We start from the raw sequence: 23,362 nt of genomic DNA, 5'->3' as shown, positions 1-23,362 counted from the left end.
CGTTGACGAAGAGGTTTTAAAATTTATTTTATTCAGTTTTAATGATTCAATTCTTCTTCGTGATCCTGAAGCGGAACATTCTGCGGAACAAAATCCTGACCAGGAAGTACGTAATCTGTACCCTCAAGATTCATCTTACTATAATCGTAAGACCAACGGTATACTGAAGGAATTGCACCAGGCCAATTTCCGTGAATATGCTCTACCGGAGTAGTCCATTCTAAAGTAGTTGAATTCCAAGGGTTCTGAGTAGCTTTTTGTCCGAAGAAAATTGAACTAAAGAAGTTATATAGGAATACAACCTGAACACCCGCTGTAATAAGGGCGAAAACAGTGATAATCACGTTAACATCGGCAAGGTCATCAAAGTATGGAAATGCCGTGTTTGTATAATATCGTCTTGGTAAACCTGCAAGACCTATAAAGTGCATTGGGAAAAATACCCCGTAAGCACCCACTGCGGTTATCCAGAAGTGAACATAACCAAGGTTCTTGTTCATCATGCGGCCAAACATCTTAGGGAACCAGTGGTAAACCCCGGCTAAAAGACCGTAGATGGCAGAGATACCCATTACCAGGTGGAAGTGGGCAATTACAAAATATGTATCGTGAACGTTAATATCTAATGTTGAATCTCCAAGGATAATTCCTGTAAGACCACCGGTGATGAATGTTGAAACAAAACCGATTGAAAACAGCATCGCAGGGTTCATTTGCAGGTTACCTTTCCAGAGCGTAGTGATCCAGTTAAAGGCTTTTACTGCAGAAGGAATTGCGATTAATAAGGTTGTAAATGTAAATACAGAACCTAAGAATGGATTCATCCCTGAAACGAACATATGGTGACCCCATACGATTGTAGAAAGGAATGCAATTGCTAAAATTGAAGCAACCATCGCACGATAACCAAAAATTGGTTTACGAGAGTTTGTTGCTAAAACTTCTGAAACAATACCCATTGCAGGTAGAATTACAATATAAACTTCGGGGTGACCTAAGAACCAGAACAAGTGTTCAAATAAAACCGGAGAACCTCCCTGGTGGCTTAACACTTCTCCTTCAAGATAAATATCACTAAGGAAGAAGGAAGTTCCAAAACTTCTATCCATTATAAGTAATAGTGCTGCCGAAAGTAATACCGGGAAGGAAACCACACCAATAATAGCGGTAACAAAAAATGCCCAAATGGTAAGTGGAAGTCTCATCATAGACATTCCTTTGGTTCTAAGATTAAGAACAGTAACAATATAGTTAAGAGAACCTAAAAGTGATGATGCAATAAAGATAGCCATAGAAATTAACCAAAGAGTCATTCCCATTCCTGAACCTCCAATAGCCTGAGGTAGTGCACTAAGCGGCGGATAAATTGTCCACCCGGCAGATGCAGGACCAGATTCTATAAATAATGAACTAAGCATAATCACACAAGAGATAAAAAACAACCAGTATGAAAGCATGTTCATAAAGCCAGAGGCCATATCCCGTGCGCCAATTTGAAGCGGAATTAATAAGTTACTAAACGTACCACTTAAACCGGCAGTTAGTACAAAGAATACCATAATAGTACCGTGAATGGTTACCAAAGCAAGGTAAATAGAAGGAGTCATTACTCCGTCTGGAGCCCATTTATCTCCCAGTAGCCATTCAAAAAGCATAAAAGATTCTTCTGGCCAGGCTAATTGCATACGGAAAAGTACGGACATCATAATCCCTACAATTCCCATTAATATACCTGTAATAAGATATTGCTTGGCAATCATCTTATGATCTGTACTAAATATATATTTAGTAATAAAAGTTTGTTTATGATGATGTCCGTGATCGTCGTGGTGATCGTGAGCCGGTGCTGTTGCTATTGCTGACATATCTAAATTATATTCTTTTTAGTTCTGTTATTCTTGTGATTCCAAAGTTGAAGCAAACGTATCCTGTTTACTCAACCATTCGTTATAATCTTTCTCGCTTTCAACAATAATCTTCATCTGCATATTGTAGTGCGCGTCACCACAAATCTTGTTACAAAGCAGGAAGTAATCAAATTCGTAGGAATCTAATGGCGCTTCTCCTTCTGCCATTAAAGCCTCGCTGTTATCTTTTCTAATTTCATTAATGGTTTTTACTTTATCTACCATATACTCTGAATTCCTCATTTCTTCAGTAGTAATATCTGGAGTAAAAGCAAACTGGGTAACCATACCGGGTACTACGTTCATTTGAGCTCTAAAGTGAGGAAAATAAGCAGAGTGTAATACATCCTGAGATCTAAATTTAAACAATACTTCCTTTCCTACTGGGAGGTGAAGCTCTGTTGTAATCTTATCATCATCTGCATAAGGATCATTCTCATTTAATCCTACAGTGTTTATCCCTTCAATAAAACGCACGTTAGCTTCCCCTAAAGTATTATCTTCTCCAGCGTACCGGGCTTGCCAGCTAAACTGCTTGGCATAGATTTCAACAACAATGGGATCATTATCTTCACTAATATTCATAATATCACTCCAGGTAAATAATCCATAGATTATTAAACCTGCAAGAGTAATTACCGGAATAATAGTCCAGATAAATTCAAGTTTATCGTTATCGGCGAAAAAGAGTGCTCTTTTCCCTTTTTTCCCCTGATATTTATAAGCGAACCAGTGTAGCAAGGCCTGGGTAATAACCTGCACCACCATAATAAGTCCGATGGAAATAAACATTAAAGTATCTACCTGGTTTCCATGTTCTGAAGCAGCTTCTGGAAGGTATAATTTACTCCAATGCCAAAAGCTATAAGCCATACCTACATAGATAAAGATCATAAACCAAAGCATTAGTTTGGCTTGTTGTCTATTATCGTTGTCGTTAGCTATTTCAGAACTCTCGGCTCCCGGCCCCTGAGACATCTGAAAAATCTTAGACATTTGCCAACCGGTAACGGCCAAAAGGGCTAATACTATTATTACTAAAAATACGGTCATTTTATAAGTTCTTCTTTAAACAATCAAATCTTTTATTAATAGTGGAAATGTTCACTTTCCTTTATAAATGGGTTGCGCTTAGCAAGTAACGGAGCTTTAGTTAGCGCGCTAAAGACCACAAAAGTAAACAATCCTCCAAAGAAAAGTACTGCACTTATCTCAGGAATTCCAATAAACCATGATTCTCCCACAGTTGCCGGCATTACCATATTAAATACATCAAGATAATGACCTATAAGTATAACGATACCCGTCATTACCACAAACCAGTTTACTCTTTTATAATCACTATTCATTAATACAAGCAATGGGAATAGGAAGTTTAACACTACCATACCAAAGAATGGTAACCCATAATTTTCAATCCTACTAATAAAGTAAACTACTTCTTCTGGAATATTTGAATACCAAATAAGCATAAATTGTGAGAACCAAAGGTAGGTCCAGAAAATACTTATACCGAACATATATTTGGCCAAATCGTGGATATGGCTATTATTAACAAATGGTAAATAACCTCTTGATTTTAGATAAATACTTACTAAAGCAATTACAGTAATTCCTGAAACGAACATACTTGAGAATACATACCATCCAAATAAAGTACTAAACCAGTGCGGATCTAAACTCATAATCCAATCCCAGCTCATAATAGATTCTGAAATAAGGAAGAATACTAAAAATCCTGCTGCAAGTTTAAAGTTCTTTTTAAAGTAATAGTTATCTGTTGCCTCATCTAATCTTCTTGAGTTTCTTACTAAGAAATGTCTAAATAAGAACCAACCAGCTAAAAATATGGCTGCTCTTATTAAGAAGAAAGGTACATTTAGAAATGCTGTTTTATTTTGAATAATCTCATCGTGCGCTACAACTTTAGGATCCATCCATACAAATAAATGGTTCAAATGAAAACCGGAAAGTGCTAAAAGTACAAACATAATGATCCCGCCGGGAACAATGTAAGCCGAAATGGCTTCCATAACCCTAAATAAAACCGGAGACCAACCTGACTGCGAGGCATATTGTAAAGCATAAAAAGCTAAAACACCTAAAGAGATCATAAAGAAAAAGAATGCTGCTACATAAATTGCCGCCCAGGGCTTATTCTGCAATTGGTGTAATTTATGCTCAAGATGTTCGGTATCATGCGCGCCTGCTTCTGCAGCGTGATCACCCTCTGCATTTCTACCAGGCTCATCATCTAACAACATCCCGTGTTCCGCTTCAGCGAAGTTAGCTTCCCCTTCTTCGGCATGAGATGTTTCACCGTGATGCTCTTCTGCAGCCATCATTTCCCTAACATCATCCAAATTTGATGGCGCCTGTAAAAACCCAATCACGAGCCCAATGGCACCAACAATCATAAAAATAATTGCTGTTAATTTTAATTTACTGGATAGCGTGTACATATTTATAGATCTAAATGCTTTATTCTTAATTATTGTTTTGCTCTTCAGCGCCGGTTACAGCTCCTTCTCCCTGTACCTCTTCAGCATTTTCCTGAGCTCTTTCTACTTCTACTGGGTTTGCTTCGGCAATAGAGGCTTCTTTTACTTCTTCAAAAGGAATTTCTTCACCACCTTCTAACTCGTTCTTAAGATTCATCACATAATGCGTAATCTTCCAACGCTCTTCTTCACTGGTTTGCGAGGCATAAGAACCCATGGTATTTAATCCGTAGTAGATTACGTGGTAAACACTACCTTCGGTAATAGCCCGCCCGGCATCATCGTAAGCTGGAACCCCAAGTATTTTCTCCCTTTCGGCAAGAATACCCTGGCCATCACCGTTATCTCCGTGACAAACTGCACAATATATGGTATATAATTGTTTTCCTTCATTTAGATTATCTTCTGTATAAGGCAACGGATTATTAAGGTTGGCTTTGGCATTTGCCATTCCATCTGGGGTATTTTCATAATCGTAAGGCATCCATCCTCTAGGGATAGAACCTTCTACAGGGAGTTTTGCTTCCTGTCCATTTTGAAAAATATCATATTCTCCATACGCCTCATAACCTATAGGCTCATACATATCTGGCATAAACTGGTAATTAGGCTTGTCGCTATCTGCACAAGACATTACAAAGCCCCCAACCAGGAACAATATTATCGCTTTATAGAACAAATTTCTCATTCTGGCTATTTATTATCTATTAATTTAATTTCAGCGGCACCGGTATCGTAAAGGAATTTGGTTAATTCGTCTACGTTATGATTTGCTGCATCTATTTCCATCAAGAACATATCATCGGTTGTTCTAACATCGGGATTTTCAGCTTGTTTAAATGGCCACAATTTACTTCTCATATAAAAAGTAATTACCATAAGGTGAGCTGCAAAAAACACGGTAAGCTCAAACATAATTGGCACAAAGGCGGGCATATTTTCAATAAAACTGAAACTTGGCTTCCCTCCAATATCCTGAGGCCAGTCTTCAATCATTATAAAATTCATCATTGCAACTGCAACTACAAACCCTACTACACCGTATAGAAAAGATGTTATAGCAAGTCTTGTTGGCGCAAGGCCCATAGCTTTATCCAAACCGTGAACAGGCATTGGAGTATAAATTTCACCAATATGATAACGGGCCTCTCTTACCTGCTTTACAGCTTGCAAAAGCAGGTCGTCATCATTATAAATAGCGTGTATAACTTTTGATGCCATCTTAATTACTTATTTTTTAGTTCAGTTGCCTGTGCTACCCAATCTTCACGTTGTGCTGAATTAGGGAAGTTCTCTATTACTTCATCAAGCAATTCAAAATCATCCTGGGTAAGTTTACTTACCTGAACATAGGTATAAAGACCTACCTGATGTAAACGCTGTTCAAGGAAAGGACCTACTGCCTTAAGTTTTTGTAGTTCGTCTGCCGTTTGATTCTCAGGATTAAATGAACCTGTTCTTTCTAACATTTCGTCTATTCTATCCTTTTGAACTTCAGACAGCGTTAATGCATCTGCATTTACCGTTTCATTATGCCCATCATTATCGCCTTCTTTATAAGCATCTTCATCATCCATTTTTTTATCAACCTTATTAGCGATATTCTGTTTAGGCTCACCTACATTTACAGGAGTATAATGTTTAACATCATCTCCATGCTGGGCTCTAAGCTTTTTGTATTTAGATCCAGATGATTTAAGTATTGTTTTTACTTCCGCTTGAGCAATTACTGGAAACGATCTCGCATATAAAAGGAACAATACAAAGAAGAATCCTAAGGTTCCAATAAAAATACCAATATCTACAAAGGTTGGAGAAAACATTGACCAGGAAGATGGAAGGTAATCACGGTGAAGTGAAGTTACAATAATCACAAAACGCTCAAACCACATCCCGATGTTTACCACGATAGAGATAAAGAACGAGAACATAATGCTGGTACGTAGTTTCTTAAACCACATAAACTGTGGAGAAAATACGTTACAGGTCATCATTGCCCAATAAGCCCAGGCATAAGGTCCTGTTGCCCGGTTAAGGAAGGCATATTGTTCGTACTCCACTCCAGAGTACCAAGCAATAACAAGCTCGGTAATATAAGCAACCCCAACAATAGAACCGGTGATCATAATTACTATGTTCATCAATTCAATATGCTGTATTGTAATATAATGCTCAAGATTAGAAACTTTTCTCATAATAATAAGAAGGGTGTTCACCATTGCAAAACCAGAAAATACCGCTCCTGCAACAAAGTAAGGAGGGAAAATTGTGGTGTGCCATCCCGGAATAACAGATGTAGCAAAGTCAAAAGATACAATAGTGTGTACTGAAAGTACTAATGGAGTTGCCAACCCGGCAAGTACCAAAGAAACTTCCTCAAAACGTTGCCAGTCTTTTGCACGCCCACTCCAACCGAAACTTAGAATTCCGTAGATCTTTTTATTGAAAGGAGTAATTGCCCGGTCACGAATCATTGCAAAATCGGGAAGTAAACCTGTCCACCAGAACACAAGCGAAACCGAAAGATAAGTTGATATCGCAAATACATCCCAAAGCAGTGGCGAGTTAAAGTTAACCCATAACGAACCAAATTGGTTAGGAATAGGAAGTACCCAATAAGCTAACCAGGGACGACCCATGTGAATTAAAGGAAACAAACCAGCCTGCATTACAGAGAAGATTGTCATCGCCTCTGCAGAACGGTTAATTGCCATTCTCCATTTTTGCCTGAATAATAAAAGTACAGCCGAAATTAGCGTCCCGGCGTGACCAATACCTACCCACCAAACGAAGTTGGTAATATCCCAGGCCCAGCCTACAGTTTTATTAAGCCCCCAGGTACCAATACCTGTGGAAATAGTGTAAATTATACAACCTACACCCCAAAGAAAGGCAACAAGGGCAATTGAAAAGACAATCCACCAGGATTTATTCGCCCTTCCTTCTACCGGCGCAGCCACATCCACGGTAACGTCGTGGTAGCTTTTATCCCCGGTAACTAAAGGCTTTCGTATAGGTGCTTCGTAATGAGACATATCCTTTTTTAATTGATTTCTTTATTAATTTATTAAGCTTCTGTTGTATTCCTAACTTTTGTTTGGTACATCACATTAGGTTTAGTACCCACATATTCCAACAAGTGATACATTCTATCATCTTCTTTTCTATCGCGAATTACTGCTCCTTCTTTGTTAATATCACCAAAGGTCATAGCGCCTTTATCACAAGCAGCAGAACAAGCCGTTTGGAATTCACCATCTTCAATTTCTCTTCCTTCACGCTTGGCATCAAGAATTGTTTTCTGTGTTTTTTGAATACACATAGAACATTTTTCCATAACCCCTCTAGAACGCACTGTTACATCAGGATTAATAACCATTCTTCCTAGGTCATTATTCATATGGTAATCAAACTCTTCGTTTTGAGCGTAATTAAACCAGTTGAAACGACGCACTTTATAAGGACAGTTGTTTGCACAATATCTTGTACCTACACAACGGTTATAGATCATTTGGTTTTGCCCCTGTCTTCCGTGAGAAGTTGCAGCAACAGGACACACAGTCTCACAAGGAGCGTGGTTACAGTGTTGACACATTACAGGTTGGAATACTACCTGCGGATTATCTGCAGGCTCTTCCAATTCCCCAAATTCAGAAAGAGAACTTCCTAAACCAGAGATATTTTCTTTTTTATCCAGATCGTTTATAAAAGTATCTTCAGAAGAATAATACCTGTCAATACGCAACCAGTGCATATCACGAGATCTTCTAACTTCACTTTTACCTACAACCGGAACATTATTTTCGGCGTGGCAGGCAATAACACAGGCACCACAACCGGTACACGCATTAAGATCTATTGAAAGATTAAAATGGTGACCAATACTACGGTCAAAACCATCCCACATATCAACCTCAGGAGAAGTTACCGGTTTTTCAACGTGATCTAAAGAAACATTTGGAACAGAATTCCATTCGCTAACATTTCTTGTATTGAAAATTTCTAGCGTGGTTTCTTTTATAATATCTCCACGTCCCATTAAAGTATTGTGAAGCTGCACACAGGCAAATTCGTGCATTCCGGAAACTTTTTCAATAGTTACCGACTGCACAGCATTTAAATTCTTATATAAAGGATAAGCGTTTACACCTACCTGCATTTCTTTTTGCAATCCTTCTTTCTTACCATAACCAAGCGCAAGTCCTACTGAACCTTTAGCCTGTCCCGGTTGAATAATTACAGGAACATTATTAACGGTTGTGTCATCTACAGTTACGTTAACATAGCTTCCGTTTAAACCTCCATTAGAATCACTATCATTTTCTAAACCTAAAGCTTCAGCATCAGATTTAGAAACCGTTAGATAATTATCCCAGGATGCCCTGGTTAGAGGGTCTGGCATTTCCTGCAACCACGGGTTGTTAGCCTGTTGGCCATCACCCATAGATGGTTTTGTATAAAGCGTTAACTCCATACCTTCACCTTCTGCAGAACGTACCAATTCACTGGCCGCCGTGGTCACATTTATAGACCCGGAACCTTCAGCAGTTTCTACATTTACAGGCGAGGTTGCTCCAAAAACACCATCGTGAAGGGCAGTATTCCATGAAGAAATATTACCACTCCAGGTTTCTTTTATATAATCGTGGTAAGATTGATTATTATCTGTCCACTTCAACAAACAATCCTGAAATTGTCTGGTATCAAACAATGGTCTAATTGCAGGTTGCATTAAACTAAAGTTTGAAGTAGTATATTGAATATCACCCCAACTCTCTAAGTAATGAGGAGTCGCGGCTACATATTTACAAAGTTTAGCAGTTTCATCTGGGCTCATACTAAAGGCAAGAGAAACTTCTACATTTGCAAGAGCTTCAGCGAATTCTTCTCCATTTGGCAACGAATAAGCAGGATTTACCCCAGCCATCAACACTGCACCAACAGATCCAGATTTCATATCTTTTACAGCTTGCATTACCGCCTGAGAATTACCCTGGCGAATCATTCTTGCATTAGCGGTATCCATAACACCACTTCCAAGAGCTTCATTAATTGCAAGTACTAAAGCCTGCGCATTATCATCAGGAATTCCAGAAACCACAACAGCTCCACTTCCGGCCTTTCTTAATTGACGAGCCGCTTTTACAACCGCATCGTCAATTTTAGCAGGTAAATTGCTGGTAGAAGATCCACCTGCAACATATCCATAAAGCGCAGCCAAAACAACTTTTTGCTGAGATGGTGTTACAGGAATACGCTTATCAGCATTTGCACCACTTAAGCTCATATTAGATTCAAACTGAATATGACGGGACATTTTGCCTTCTTTCGGCACACGACCTTTGGCATAGCCCGCATCATAACCACCACCCTGCCAGTCACCAAGAAAATCGGCTCCAACAGAAACTATGGTTTCAGCTTTAGAAAAATCGTAATTTGGTAAGGCACGTTGCCCGAATTTAGACTGAAATGCATTTAAAGCAGCATCTTCAGAAACCGTATCGTAAACAACGTGACGAACATTTGGATACTTTTCTGAAAACTCATTGATTAATTTTGTAGTTGAAGGACTGGCAAAAGTTTGCGTCATTAAAACAATATCACCAGAAACATTATTAAGGGCATTTCCAACCTCGCGGTCAAATTCTTCCCAGGAAACATTTCTTCCTTCAATCATTGGGCGTTTCACCCTATTAGCGTCATACATTGACAATACCGAAGCATGAACACGAGAGTTAACCCCGCTTTTAGACTTCGACAATTCATTATTTTCAATCTTAATAGGTCTTCCTTCCCTGGTTTTTACCAGTACACTGGCAAAATCAAAACCATCGGCAATTGTAGAGGCATAGTAGTTAGCCACCCCGGGAACAATACGCTCTGGCTGTACCACGTAAGGAATAGACTTAATCACAGGACCTTCACAGGCAGCCAATGAGGCCGCTGCTGTACTAAACCCAACATATTTTAAGAAATCCCTTCTTGAAGTTTTTGAACTTTCAAGAGAATCTTTATCCCCAAGAAATTCATTAACCGGAATCTCTTCAGCAAATTCTTTTTGTTGGAGCGTCTCAACAACAGAGCTGTTTTCATTTAGCTCTTCAACACTTTTCCAGTATTTTTTGTTTGATGACATATATATCTAGATATTAACTTCTTTATTAACCCCGAACACCCGGGAAAAAATTTTTAGTAATGGCATTTGGCACATTCAAGACCACCCATTTGAGCTACTGTAAGCTCCTCTACACCATACTTTTTAGACAATTCTTCGTGAATTTTCTCATAGTACTCATTTCCTTCCATTCTAACTTTGGTATCACGGTGGCAATTAATACACCATCCCATAGTTAAAGGAGCGTCTTGATAAACCACTTCCATCTCTTCGATTGGACCGTGACATTTCTGACATTGCACCCCGGCAACCGATACGTGTTGAGAGTGATTAAAGTATGCGAAATCTGGAAGATTATGAATACGAACCCATTTAACCGGTTTTTCCTCACCAGTATAATCCTGTTCTGCCGGATCCCAACCTACAGCATCATAAAGTTTTGCAATTTCACCGTCATAAAATTCTTTTGAATATTCAGCCGTAGCAGTTTCTGGAGCTACTTCTGAAATTGATTTATGACAATTCATACATACATTAAGCGATGGGATACCCGCCTGCTTAGATGTTCTGGCTGAAGAGTGACAGTATTTACAATCTATCTGATTATCACCAGCGTGAATTCTATGTGAATAATGTATTGGCTGAATTGGCTCATAACCCTGATCTACCCCAACCTGCATAAAGAAGCCGTAAGCAAACCAACCAATTACCAGTAAGCCAAAAACAGCACTTATTAAAACAAGGAATTGATTTTCAACGAAAGACTTCCAAATTGGTTTTCTTTTAGGTTTTTCAGGAACTACAACACCACTTGCCTGAGCAAAATTTCTAAGTGTTTTGTTTACGAGGAATAATACCGCAAGCAGCATTACCAGAACGAACACCAAAATTGCAAGAATAACATTTACCGATACACCACCACCAGAAGAATCTCCTCCACCTGACTCCCCACCGGTTTGCGCCGCTTGAGGTTCTGGTTTCGGCTGTTCTACATAAGCAAGGATATCATCAATATCAGCATCTGATAATTGAGGAAAAGCCGGCATTGCGGTTTGATTATACTCTTCGTAGATCGCAACGGCCTGGTCGTCTCCAGACGAAATTAAATCCTGGCTGTTTTTAATCCAGCGGTACAACCAATCCATTTCTCTCTTCTCGGTAACGCCGTGAAGAGCAGGACCAATACCCGCGGAATATGGTTTGTGACAGGCAGCACAAAGTGAATTAAACAGAGATTTCCCATTCGCAGGATCCCCGAGATCTGACGCAGCAGCTGCGTCAGCTTCTGAAGATTCACCCGATGATTCATCGGTTTGCTCCTGGCCTTCCCCTGCGGCATCCTGAGAGGCCTCCTCCTGTGCAATTCCCAAAACGCTAAATGAGATAAAAAATGCTACACTTAAGAGCAATAGTCGCGAAGTTGAGTGGCGGTATTTCACCTTTTTCATATTATAAGTTGAATTAACGTCTTAACTTTGGTACGGTTTTTAAAGCCTTAAGCCTTAGTAATATTAACACTTTGTACCCTTAAATTCGGCAACAAAAGTAATACTTATAGTCGATTTTAGGAATGTTAGATAAGTGTTAATCGGTAATTTATATCAGTTCTAAATAATAAAACCAGGCTTGTTTAAGTTATTAAATTATACTTTTGCCTTAAATAAATAACTATGAGAAAATTAAGCATAAACAAAATACTCTTAAGTTGTTTTCTTTCAGGATTTTCTTTACTGAATTTAACAGCTCAGGAAGGCCAGATAAATATAAGTGAAGACGATAAGCTCTCTAAACTTTTGGAGTTAAAATCTGAAATGAGCGAGAATAATGAAATTGGAGACCGCTATAAGATTCAACTTTTCTACGGAAATAATGGAGAAGCAAACGAGGTAATAAAAGATTACCGAAGCAAATTTGAATACCCTTCACTAATCGCTTACGAAGCGCCTAATTATAAGGTTTGGGTTGGTAACTTCAGGAATCGTTTGGAAGCCGACAGGGCGCTTTTAAAAATAAAAGAAAGCTTCCCTTCTGCTTTTATTCCAAAACCCAGACGCAGATAATTCTTCAGCAAAAAATTAATTTAAATAGACTTTTAATTTATTTTAAATAAAACCATAAAAAAAGCGGCCCTATAGCCGCTTTTTTCTATTTAAGAGTAAACTTAATTATTTAAGTTTCTTTTTCACTTCTACTTCACGGAATGATTCTATAACATCCCCTTCTTTAATATCGTTGTAATTCTTAACCTGGATACCACAATCGTAACCTTTGGCTACTTCTTTAACATCGTCTTTAAAACGTTTTAAAGAAGCAAGTTCGCCGGTATACACCACTACTCCTTCACGAATTAAACGTATTCCAGAACTTCTGTAGATTTTACCGGAAGTAACCATACAACCTGCAATAGTTCCTACTTTAGAAATCTTAAAGGTTTCTCTAATCTCTGCAGTACCAGTGATCTCTTCTTTAAGCTCTGGAGAAAGCATTCCTTCCATCGCATCTTTAAGATCGTTGATTGCATCGTATATAATCGAGTAAGTTCTGATATCAATTTCTTCTTTATCGGCTACCTGTCTTGCATTTCCAGCAGGACGTACGTTAAATCCAATAATTACCGCATCTGACGCCGAGGCAAGTAACACATCACTTTCGGTAATAGCACCTACTCCTTTATGAATAATATTTACCTGAATTTCTTCAGTAGATAATTTAAGGAAGCTATCGGTTAAGGCTTCTACAGAACCATCCACATCACCTTTAAGGATAATATTAAGCTCTTTAAAGTCACCTAAAGCAATTCTACGTCCAATTTCATCAAGGGTAATATGACGCTGAGTTCTAACACTCTGCTCACGTTGCAACTGAGTTCGTTTAGCAGCGATATCTTTAGCTTCACGCTCATCTGTCATCACTTTAAACTTATCACCCGCTTGCGGCGCACCATCAAGTCCAAGAATAGAAACCGGCGTTGCTGGTCCTGCTTCTTTAACCTCGTGTCCACGTTCATCGTGCATCGCTTTCACCTTACCGCTATGGCGACCTGCTAATACATAGTCTCCAATTTTTAAGGTTCCCGCCTGCACAATAATGGTAGCTACATAACCTCTACCTTTATCAAGGAAAGCCTCTACTACGGTACCTGTTGCAGTTTTAGACGGATTAGCTTTTAATTCAAGAATTTCAGATTCCAGCAAAACTTTCTCAAGAAGTTCTTCAACTCCCATTCCTGTTTTAGCTGATATATCGTGCGACTGAACCTTACCACCCCAGTCTTCAACAAGCAAGTTCATCCCTGCCAGTTTTTCTTTAATTTTCTCTGGATTCGCCGTTGGCAAATCAGATTTATTGATAGCAAAGACGATAGGAACACCGGCAGCCTGGGCGTGAGAAATAGCCTCTTTGGTTTGCGGCATTACATCATCATCTGCAGCGATTACAATAATCGCGATATCTGTTATCTGTGCACCACGGGCACGCATCGCCGTAAAGGCTTCGTGACCAGGAGTATCCAGGAAGGTCATTTTTTGACCGTTTTTAAGCTCTACACCGTAGGCTCCAATATGCTGTGTAATACCCCCGCTTTCCCCGGCAATAACATTTTCTTTACGAATATAATCCAGCAAAGAAGTTTTACCGTGGTCTACGTGACCCATTACAGTTACAATTGGCGCTCTTTCTTCAAGATCTTCAGGATTTTCAGGAACTTCTTCTACTGTTTCCTCAATATCTGCAGTTACAAAGTCTACTTCGTACCCAAATTCATCTGCAACAATAGAAAGTGTTTCAGCATCTAAACGCTGATTCATCGTTACCATCATTCCAAGAGACATACAGGCCGAAATTACTTTCGTTACCGGCACATCCATCATCGTAGCAACTTCACTTACGGTTACAAACTCTGTAACCTTAAGGATTTTACTATCTGTTTCCTGCTGTGCAAGATCGTCTTCTGAACGTTGACGGTGTTGATCTCTTTTATCTCTTCTATATTTAGCTCCTTTACCTTTACCAGATTTACCCTGAAGTTTTTCAAGGGTTTCTCTAACCTGCTTTTGAACTTCTTCTTCGCTAGGCTCTTCTTTAGTAATAGGTTTAGCTCTTTTTCTAGGGGCTCCTTTCTTACCACCACCCTGATTTGAAGCTCCAGGCTTCACATCTTTACTAATTCTACGACGACGCTTTTTACGCTTTTCTTTCTCCTTCTTCTCCTCGGCAGCTTTCTTTTCGTCTTTCTTCTTTTCCGGTTTTTTAAATTGAGAAAGGTCAATTTTCTTTCCGGTAAAGTTAGGGCCGTTAAGTTTGGTATAATTAGTTTTATGAGTCATTGACTCAGCCTCTTTAGGCTCTTCTTCTTTTTCTGAATGAGTTTCCTCTTTTTTAGAAACTTCTTCGGGCTTTTTCTCCTCTTTAGAAGGTGCTTCTTCTATAGGTTTTTGAGGTTCAGGCTTTTCTATTTCGGCTTCAGGCTTTTTAGCTTCCTCTGGCTGCTTAGATTCGGCTGGCGCTGGTTTCTCCTCTTCTTTTTCGGCTTTTTTCTCTGGTTTTTTATCCAGGTCTATTTTACCTACTTTTTTAGGACCGGCTAATTTAGCTCTGGCAGTAACTGCCTCTTCTTTGCGCTTCTCGTCCTCTTTCTTCTCCTCGGCTTTGCGCTTTTCTTCGAGCTCTCTTTCTCTTGCTAAACGCAATTCTTCCTTCTCCTTTCTTTTTTCCTCACCAACTTCTTTAGACTCGACTTTCTTAGACTTATCGGTCTCAAATTCATCAGAAAGCACCTGATAAACTTCGGATGAGATTTTGGTAGTAGGACGCGCCTCAATATCGTGACCCTTAGAATTTAAAAATTCTACAGCCCGGTCTAACGAAATATTGAATTCACGTAATACTTTGTTTAGTCGCATTGTTTTTGCTTCAGCCATAAATTGCCCTCTAAATTAACCTCTTTTAATTATTATATATTCAATGAGTTTTTTACTACTCTTCAAATTCTTCTCTTAAAACCTTCACTACTTCGCGAATGGTTTCTTCTTCTAAATCGGTAAGTCTAATAAGGTCTTCCAATTCCTGTTCCAAAACACTTTTTGCAGTGTCCAGCCCAACTCTTGAAAATTCCTTAATTACCCAATCTTCAATTTCATCAGAGAATTCCTTCAATTCTACATCTTCTTCAACTCCTTCTCTGAAAACGTCTATTTCGTAACCGGTTAACTGCCCGGCAAGCCTAATATTATGACCTCCACGGCCAATGGCTTTAGAAACTTCTTCCGGCTTCAGCATAACCTCGGCCGTTTTATTTTCTTCATCTAATTTAATAGATGTAATTTTTGCAGGACTCAGGGCCCTGGTAATATATAACTGGTCGTTATTGGTGAAATTGATCACATCTATATTCTCATTCCCCAATTCGCGTACAATACTATGAATTCTGGAACCTTTCATACCTACACAGGCACCAACAGGATCAATTCTATCATCATAAGTATCTACCGCTACTTTAGCCTTTTCACCAGGAACACGAACCACATTTTGAATGGTAATTAATCCATCAAAAACTTCAGGAATCTCCTGTTCAAATAGTTTTTCAAGGAATACCGGAGCCGTACGTGAAAGTATAATTGTGGGCTTATTGCCTTTAAGCTCTACACTTTCTATAATTCCTTTTACGTTATCTCCTTTTCTGAAAAAATCTGAAGGAATCTGGCGATCTTTTGGTAATACGATCTCATTTCCTTCGTCGTCTAACAAAATAATGGCTCTATGCCTAATATGATGAACTTCTGCGGTGTAAATTTCGCCTTCAAGCTCTTTAAAGTGCTTGAAAATATTGGTGTTATCGTGTTCGTGAATTTTTGAAATAAGATTTTGTCTTAAAGCTAAAATTGCACGGCGCCCCAAATCTACAAGTTTTACTTCTTCTGATACATCTTCACCCACTTCAAAATCGGGCTCAATTTTCCTGGCTTCAGTAAGGGAAATTTCCTGATTAGGATCTTCTACCTCACCATCGGCCACTACAACCCGGTTTCTCCAAATCTCTAAATCCCCTTTATCTGGGTTTACAATAATATCAAAATTATCGTCTTCACCATATTTCTTCTTTAACGCACTTCTAAACACATCTTCAAGGATGGCCATAAGCGTTACACGATCTATCAATTTGTCATCTTTAAACTCTGAAAATGACTCAATCAAGGCGATATTTTCCATATCAATTTGAGGTTAAAATGTTATCATAACTTTAGCGTCTGTAATCTCAGAATATGGCAATACCGCTTCTTTTTCTACGGTATGCTTTCCTTTTCCTACCGGTTTTGGCTCCCTGGCTTTCCAGTTAAGCTTAATCCCGTCCTGATCTACATGGGTTAAAGTTGCTTCAATTTTTTCGTTATTGGTAGTCACCTGTAGTTTTCTACCCAGGTTTTTCCTGTATTGCCGTTCCAGGTGTAAAGGCTCAGAAACTCCAGCCGAACTAACTTCCAAAGAAAAATCTTCTTCTTCCCTGTCTAGATTGTGTTCAATCTTGCGACTTACCGCAATACAATCGTTAACAGAAACCCCATTATCACCATCTATCACAACAGATATCTTGTTGTCGTTGGTAATGTTTAGGTCTATTAAAAATAGTGAATTATTTTCCTGGAAAGCTTCCTTCAACAAATTTTCTACTTTATCCTGCAACATAGCTTATAAAAAGAGGGGACTTTATGTCCCCTCGCTGTACTTTTTTAGTTTCAACGCTGCAAATATAATAATAATTTCAGAGAAAGAAAACCAGACTTTAAATGAAATTTTATTCTTAACTTTAATAAAGCAATCATTATTAATCTTTTAGAGGAATTAATGAAAAAGATACTCGTTCCTACCGACTTTTCTGATACCGCCGAACACGCACTAAAAATTGCGGCGCAATTAGCCAAAAAACATAATAGTGAGATCTATCTTCTACATATGTTAGAGCTCCCCATGCAGCTTATAGATCCTGTGGCCGGCGGCAATAGCCAAAATTTACCGGAATCTATTTTCTTTATGAAACTGGCTCACCAGCGGTTTGCAAAACTTATGCAAAGACCTTTTTTAAAAGATATTAAAGTTCACGAAACCGTAATGTTTCACCAGGCTTTTGACGGAATTATGGAAGTTAGCGAGGATTATGATTGTGATATAATTATTATGGGTTCTCACGGCGCAAGCGGTTTTAAAGAAATGTTTATTGGTAGTAATACCGAAAAAGTGGTGCGTTCTTCCAATATACCGGTACTTGTAATTAAAAATGAACACGGGAATTTTGAAGTTGAAAATTTTATTTTTGCCACAGATGCCGATGGCAGCAACAAACATACGCTAGAGAAAGCTTACAACTTTGCGCAATTAATAGAAGCAAAATTCCATTTACTTTTTATAAACACCCCTAATAACTTTATTACCAGCACCGAAGTACGGGAGCGTATAGAAAATTTTGTCTCAGGTTTTAATATACACGATTACAAAATGCATATTTACAATGATGTGAGTGTAGAAAAGGGAATTTTAAATTTCGCTATGAAACAGAAAAAAGCTTTAATTGGCATTAGCACCCATGGACGCAAAGGTCTGGCTCATTTTTTTAACGGTAGTATTAGTGAAGATTTAGTAAATCACGCCAACATGCCGGTTGTTACCTTTAAAATTTAAAGAAAGGATTTTAAAGCACCGTTTCTAACATTTTTCCAGAGGTAATTCCAGAAAGATTTATTTTGGGTTCGTTGGGTTTTTATGCCTTCCTGCTCTTTTTCTTCTGAAGTGGCATCGTTATTTACAATTAGATTGGCTAATGCCGAAAGAAACTTATTCTCTTCTTCCCCGTCATTTTGCAGCACTTCTACTTTAAAATCTCTGTACACCAGTTTCATATCTCCGGTAGAATTCTGATTGTTCCCCGTAAAATTAAATTGTATATCTCTAATTCCACCTTCAGCTTTCACGTTTAAGGCCGGCTCCATAAACTGGTTAATCCCTTCGCTGGAAATCCTATCCATTTGCCCGGAAATTGAGAATACATCAGCTCTATTTGAGATATCAAAATTCCAGTTTACATTTAATTTGGCCTCCCCCTGAAACTGAGTTTGCACATCAATATCTGTTCTGGGGAAATCTTCAGCATCCATATTTACATTACTAATATTATAAATACTGGCATTAAGATTTTTAAAGGTTACTTTCCCGGGCCCTCTCTTTGGATTCACCAACTCCTGGTACTGTATTGCCAGGTTATTAACCTTAAGCGTATCTAGTTTTAGCTTAAAAGGCAGTTCTCTAATCATTTTACTATACATAGGCTTTTGCCGGGGATCGTCTTTCACTTGCTTATCCCGGTATATCTTAATATCGCCATTTGTTATTGTAGTAGTACTACTTTCCAGGCTAAGGGAATCGTTCTTAAAACTCCAGTTAAAAGATTCTAAAGTTAATTCTCCCAGGCTCAAATTAAACCTGTCTTTTTCATAAGGAATATGTTTCTGAAATTCCTGCTTATCATATAAAGGTTTCATTTCAATATTGCTGAAAATAAGAGAGTTTTCATTCATTTCCATCTTTTCAACATACATATCATGCAAATCGTTGAGATTGAAAAATAAACTATCTGAAATCATTTCGAGATCCTCGTAATTAAAAGGTAGTGCACTTTTTAAAGATTCCCGATTTACACTTACTTGTTTTAAATTTAGGGAAGGGATATTTGCAAAAAGTTGCTTTTTAACCGAATCGTTTTTAGCCATTTTAAAATTGCCATCAACCACCTCAACCGATTTGATTAAAAGGTCTATTTCAGCCGAATTTCCTTTTTCTGAAGTGTCTTTTTCTTTTTCAGCTTCAGTATATATTGTCACTTCAGGTTTAGTAAATTTTAAGGTATTTATTTCAATATTTTTATTGTTTATATATTCCAAAATATCAATCCCGTCTATCTTAATTTCTTCCGCATTAATTTGCATTCCGTTCTTATTATAAACGGGATTACTTATTGATGCACTTCTGCCAAGGAGGCTTGCATTAAGATCTTCATATTTAAATTCGGCCTTTTTAAGATTTTCTTCCAGGGCGGTTTCCATTTTATTTTCAATAAAAATATTGCCTCCAATTATAGCAATAGCCAAAACAATAAGAATAACAATAAAACTCAGGAATAATTTAGATTTTTTCTTCAAACTCGCATTTTTTATGACCGAAATTTACAATTTCAAAACACTTAGCCTCACTGTTTAAGAGTTTTTAACTTAAAAATTTAACCCCAAAGTTTTCTTTGCGTTAAATTTTAGCAAAAGCCTATAAGTATCAAATTTTCAATGGTTTTTGATTGTATATTTGCCCCGTAACCTAATAGAAATTATGATTTTTAAGCTTAGTATAAAAATAGTATTTATTGCCGTAGAAATTTTTCTTGCGGTGTATAGTTTTGCGCTAAGCGACAGCCTTCTTATTAAGTTTCTATTTTTTGCAGTTACTGCAGTAATTGTGGCATTTTCTGTAACTAAAATAACTAATAAATTACTACCTATAGATAAAGACTATATTTCTTCGGAAGAAGAATCTGAAGAAAATTAAGAGTCAAAGTTTTAAAAGAGTAAAATCCGGAAGATTCATTCTTTCGGATTTTTTTATATTTTGCCCTTACGTATGAAGTTAATTTGCATTTCAGACACTCATAATAAGCACGAACAAATTCCTATTCCCGGGGGAGATATTTTAATTCACGCGGGAGATATTACCGAAGGAGGGACTAAAAGGGAAGTGGTAGATTTTCTAAAATGGTTTTCTTCACAGCCACATGAACACAAAATTTTTATTGCCGGCAATCACGATTTCTTTTTCGAAAAATCCAGCAAAGAAGAAATTCAGGAAATTATCCCTGAAAACGTTCATTATTTAAAGGAAAGTGAAATTACAATTAACAGTATTAAATTTTGGGGCTCCCCGGTAACTCCCGGTGATGGCACCTGGGCTTTTAACCAACCACAATCCCAGGAAATAGATGCTCACTGGGAAAAAATTCCTGCAGATACTAACGTACTAATATCTCACACCCCACCATATAAAATTAAAGACGTTTTAAATAATGGAAGGTCTATTGGTTGCGCTTCGCTATTTAAAACCATAGAAAATCGAAAAATTAAGTTTCATATTTTTGGCCACGTGCACGATTCTTATGGAATTACTACTGTAGGAGGAACAAAATATGTAAATGCGTCCTGTTTAGATAATAAATACCGATATCTTCACCCGCCACTAGAAATAGCGATTAATTAGATACAAAAAACTTCGTTTCATCGCTATAAGGGAAACCCCTTAAACTTACTGTAGTACTTTTCTCTCACATAAATGGCTTCTAAGTTTAAAAAAAATACAAAAAGTTTATTTAGTCGTTAAATATTTGCTAATCATAGGATTATTAGAACTTTTTTAACAGAGAAAAGGAAATCATGGTGTAATTTAGCGAACGCTAACACCTAATACCAACACCTATGAATAATAATACTAACCCAAATACCACATTAGATGAGGTAAAAAACCTGATTTCTTACAGTATTTATAATTTTGATTCTGAAGAGAATTCAAATTATAATCTTATGCATCGTGCTATTATCAAAAAATATTTTGATGCAAAAAATGTAAAAATTAATTACAAGGAACAAACGGTAGATTTAAAAATACCGGTTGGAAAACGTAAGTACACAGGAATTACTTTTGAATGCCAGGACTTAGAACGTTTTCTAAAATCCTGTCTAAAAAAAGACGAAAAAAGCATGGATTTCTATCAGGAAATCCTGAACCACTACAACATTTACCACGCTGCTTAAAATTTTAAGCCCTTTAAGACTAAAGCCATACGCCCTACCGTATGGCTTTTTTATTATTTTATTTTTAATTATTTCAATACTACTGTTTCAACATAAATTAGTTAATTTTGAAGCTTTAACCCTGGAATTAAAAATACACGCTTTATACCTTATCGCTTACTATGAGTAAAAAACAGCAACCCACAGATCATAAAAAATACTTCATTTTTGAAAAGAAGAATTACCAGTTTATGTTTATAGGGCTGGCGGTAATAGCTTTAGGTTTTATTCTAATGGCCGGTGGTGGCAGTGAGGATCCCAATTCTTTTAATCCAGATATTTATAATTTTCAGCGTATTCGTCTTGCTCCAACTTTAGTACTTCTTGGTTTCGCAATAGAAGTTTATGCCATTTTATTAAATCCCAAAAAGTAACCTACATTGAACGAATTAGATGCTGCCATTCTGGGGATAATCCAGGGGTTAACCGAATTTTTACCTGTTTCTTCCAGTGGCCACCTGGAACTTGGCAAAGCCCTGCTGGGCGATAATAGCATACCCAGTGAATCCCTACTTTTTACAGTTATTCTCCACGCTGCAACGGCATTGAGTACCATTGTGGTTTTTAGAAAAGATGTAGCAGAAATTTTTAAAGGCCTGTTTCAATTTAAATGGAACGATGAATTTAAATTTTCATTCAAGATTATTCTTTCCATGATTCCTGCTGCGATTATTGGGGTTTTCTTCGAAGAGCAATTAGAAAGTCTGTTTGGCGGCAATATTATTTTTGTAGGCTTTATGCTTATTGTTACTGCCTTACTATTGTGGTTGGCCGATAAAGCCAAAAATACCGATAAACCTGTAAGTTACAGCAATGCTTTTGTTATTGGAGTAGCCCAGGCAATCGCAATTTTACCCGGAATTTCCCGTAGTGGCGCTACAATCTCTACTTCGGTATTATTGGGAAACGATAAAACCAAAGCGGCAAGATTTTCATTTTTAATGGTTGTTCCTTTAATTTTAGGAAAAATAGCCAAAGATCTTTTAGATGGCAACTTAATGGAAAGCACAACATCTTTCTCTATTTTAGCCATTGGTTTTATTGCCTCTTTTCTTGCCGGGCTCGCAGCTTGTACCTGGATGATTAGTATTGTAAAGAAGAGTAAGCTCTCTTATTTTGCCATATACTGTTTTATCGCAGGAATTGTTTCTATAGCGGTTGCTTATTATAATTAAATAAATTTTTCTTGGAATTACTTTTCTAAGGAGAAACCAAATAAACCTTTATGACCACAGAAATTGAAAAATTCACTCCGGAAGATTTTAAAACCGGCCAGATCCTGGTTTTTGATAAGCCATTGGAGTGGACATCATTTCAGTTGGTTAACAAGGTGCGTTGGTTAATTAGAAAAAGCTGCGGAATAAAAAAGATAAAAGTAGGCCACGCCGGTACTTTAGACCCTTTGGCTACCGGAGTTTTGGTAATATGCACTGGGAAATTCACCAAAAAGATTCCCGAGCTGCAAGGAACCGAAAAAGAATATACTGGAACTTTTACCCTGGGTGCCACAACCCCTTCTTACGATATGGAAACTGAAGTAGATAAAACCTACGACACTGCACATATTGCTGATGAAGATTTAGATGGCGCCGCGCTTCAGCTTACAGGAGAAATTGAACAAACCCCGCCGGTATTTTCTGCTTTAAAAAAAGATGGGAAACGCCTTTATGAATACGCCAGGAAAGGAGAAGACGTGAAATTAGAGAGCAGGCCGGTTACCATCCACAAATTTGAAGTAGATGCCCCACGGTTTCCCGAAGTAGATTTTAGAATAGTTTGCAGTAAAGGCACCTATATAAGAAGTATGGCTAACGATTTTGGAATTGCGCTTGGTTCTGGTGCCTACCTCTCTTCTCTTAAACGAACGCGTGTAGGAGAATTCACTATAGAAGAAGCTTTAGACCTTCAATCTTTTGAAAAATTATTACCTTCAGCATAAAATAGAACATTACACGTTTTATTTTA

20 protein-coding genes are annotated in these 23,362 nt (G+C 37.7%); 8 read left to right on the top strand and 12 right to left on the bottom strand.

From position 1 onward, the window contains the following. Positions 1-38: 38 nt before the first annotated feature. Genes B4F31_RS10860 through B4F31_RS10825 form a run of 8 tightly spaced genes read right to left on the bottom strand, consistent with a single transcriptional unit; the run spans position 39 to position 11,971 of the window. Entirely contained in the window at positions 39-1,865 is a 1,827-nt protein-coding gene (locus B4F31_RS10860; protein ID WP_075325648.1) for a cytochrome c oxidase subunit I, read from the bottom strand. 27 nt (positions 1,866-1,892) lie between these two features. Continuing rightward, positions 1,893-2,960, bottom strand: coding sequence for a cytochrome c oxidase subunit II (locus B4F31_RS10855; RefSeq protein ID WP_075325647.1), 1,068 nt, complete (start codon positions 2,958-2,960; stop codon positions 1,893-1,895). A 35-nt stretch (positions 2,961-2,995) separates the two neighbouring features. Beyond that, a complete protein-coding gene (locus B4F31_RS10850; protein WP_286761305.1) occupies positions 2,996-4,369 on the bottom strand; it encodes a quinol:cytochrome C oxidoreductase in 1,374 nt (457 codons plus the stop codon). A gap of 25 nt (positions 4,370-4,394) precedes the next feature. Continuing rightward, positions 4,395-5,096 carry a c-type cytochrome gene (locus B4F31_RS10845; protein WP_093305057.1) on the bottom strand — a complete coding sequence of 234 codons (702 nt, stop codon included), beginning with the start codon at positions 5,094-5,096 and terminating at the stop codon, positions 4,395-4,397. 5 nt (positions 5,097-5,101) lie between these two features. Further along, positions 5,102-5,629 carry a DUF3341 domain-containing protein gene (locus B4F31_RS10840; protein ID WP_075325644.1) on the bottom strand — a complete coding sequence of 176 codons (528 nt, stop codon included), beginning with the start codon at positions 5,627-5,629 and terminating at the stop codon, positions 5,102-5,104. Between the two features lie 5 nt (positions 5,630-5,634). Next, a complete protein-coding gene (gene nrfD / locus B4F31_RS10835) occupies positions 5,635-7,443 on the bottom strand; it encodes an NrfD/PsrC family molybdoenzyme membrane anchor subunit (RefSeq protein ID WP_093305059.1) in 1,809 nt (602 codons plus the stop codon). 32 nt (positions 7,444-7,475) lie between these two features. After that, positions 7,476-10,544, bottom strand: coding sequence for a TAT-variant-translocated molybdopterin oxidoreductase (locus tag B4F31_RS10830; protein WP_286761304.1), 3,069 nt, complete (start codon positions 10,542-10,544; stop codon positions 7,476-7,478). A gap of 53 nt (positions 10,545-10,597) precedes the next feature. Next, on the bottom strand, positions 10,598-11,971 hold the full coding sequence (locus tag B4F31_RS10825; protein ID WP_093305063.1) for a c-type cytochrome: 1,374 nt from the start codon (positions 11,969-11,971) through the stop codon (positions 10,598-10,600). Positions 11,972-12,193: 222 nt separating this feature from the next. Between B4F31_RS10825 and B4F31_RS10820 the strand changes: the two genes are divergently transcribed. Continuing rightward, positions 12,194-12,583: an SPOR domain-containing protein gene (locus B4F31_RS10820; RefSeq protein ID WP_075325640.1), complete on the top strand. Its 390-nt coding sequence runs from the start codon at positions 12,194-12,196 to the stop codon at positions 12,581-12,583. A gap of 105 nt (positions 12,584-12,688) precedes the next feature. On the opposite strand, the gene infB is transcribed toward B4F31_RS10820, so the two are convergent. The 3 genes from infB to rimP are packed head-to-tail and all read right to left on the bottom strand — an operon-like array spanning position 12,689 to position 17,204. Next, positions 12,689-15,442, bottom strand: a complete 2,754-nt coding sequence (gene infB, locus B4F31_RS10815; RefSeq protein ID WP_075325639.1) for a translation initiation factor IF-2 — start codon at positions 15,440-15,442, stop codon at positions 12,689-12,691. Positions 15,443-15,497: 55 nt separating this feature from the next. Further along, the gene (nusA, locus tag B4F31_RS10810) at positions 15,498-16,730 is read right to left on the bottom strand and encodes a transcription termination factor NusA (protein ID WP_075325638.1); all 1,233 of its coding nucleotides are present in this window, start codon (positions 16,728-16,730) and stop codon (positions 15,498-15,500) included. Between the two features lie 12 nt (positions 16,731-16,742). After that, positions 16,743-17,204 (bottom strand): ribosome assembly cofactor RimP, encoded by a 462-nt coding sequence (gene rimP, locus B4F31_RS10805; protein ID WP_075325637.1) that lies wholly within the window; start codon positions 17,202-17,204, stop codon positions 16,743-16,745. A gap of 159 nt (positions 17,205-17,363) precedes the next feature. Here rimP and B4F31_RS10800 point away from each other — a divergent pair, with 159 nt between their 5' ends. Then, complete coding sequence (locus B4F31_RS10800) at positions 17,364-18,194, top strand: universal stress protein (protein WP_075325636.1); 831 nt, start codon at positions 17,364-17,366, stop codon at positions 18,192-18,194. Here B4F31_RS10800 and B4F31_RS10795 read toward each other — a convergent pair. Beyond that, positions 18,191-19,708: a hypothetical protein gene (locus B4F31_RS10795; RefSeq protein WP_286761303.1), complete on the bottom strand. Its 1,518-nt coding sequence runs from the start codon at positions 19,706-19,708 to the stop codon at positions 18,191-18,193. The genes B4F31_RS10800 and B4F31_RS10795 overlap by 4 nt on opposite strands. A gap of 181 nt (positions 19,709-19,889) precedes the next feature. Between B4F31_RS10795 and B4F31_RS10790 the strand changes: the two genes are divergently transcribed. From B4F31_RS10790 to truB, 6 genes are all read left to right on the top strand, one after another. After that, positions 19,890-20,105, top strand: coding sequence for a hypothetical protein (locus tag B4F31_RS10790; protein WP_075325634.1), 216 nt, complete (start codon positions 19,890-19,892; stop codon positions 20,103-20,105). Positions 20,106-20,177: 72 nt separating this feature from the next. Further along, positions 20,178-20,807 carry a metallophosphatase domain-containing protein gene (locus B4F31_RS10785; RefSeq protein ID WP_075325633.1) on the top strand — a complete coding sequence of 210 codons (630 nt, stop codon included), beginning with the start codon at positions 20,178-20,180 and terminating at the stop codon, positions 20,805-20,807. 215 nt (positions 20,808-21,022) lie between these two features. Then, on the top strand, positions 21,023-21,358 hold the full coding sequence (locus B4F31_RS10780; protein WP_075325632.1) for a hypothetical protein: 336 nt from the start codon (positions 21,023-21,025) through the stop codon (positions 21,356-21,358). Positions 21,359-21,519: 161 nt separating this feature from the next. Next, positions 21,520-21,771 (top strand): DUF3098 domain-containing protein, encoded by a 252-nt coding sequence (locus B4F31_RS10775; RefSeq protein ID WP_075325631.1) that lies wholly within the window; start codon positions 21,520-21,522, stop codon positions 21,769-21,771. 6 nt (positions 21,772-21,777) lie between these two features. After that, positions 21,778-22,572, top strand: a complete 795-nt coding sequence (locus B4F31_RS10770) for an undecaprenyl-diphosphate phosphatase (RefSeq protein WP_075325630.1) — start codon at positions 21,778-21,780, stop codon at positions 22,570-22,572. A gap of 50 nt (positions 22,573-22,622) precedes the next feature. Further along, positions 22,623-23,336, top strand: a complete 714-nt coding sequence (gene truB / locus B4F31_RS10765; protein WP_075325629.1) for a tRNA pseudouridine(55) synthase TruB — start codon at positions 22,623-22,625, stop codon at positions 23,334-23,336. Positions 23,337-23,362 lie beyond the last annotated feature (26 nt).

The sequence above is a fragment of the Salegentibacter sp. UBA1130 genome (assembly GCF_002311535.1).
Classification (GTDB): Bacteria; Bacteroidota; Bacteroidia; order Flavobacteriales; family Flavobacteriaceae; genus Salegentibacter; species Salegentibacter agarivorans.
Note: the sequence above shows the minus strand (reverse complement) of the source record. Positions and strands in the feature narration are given on the sequence as shown.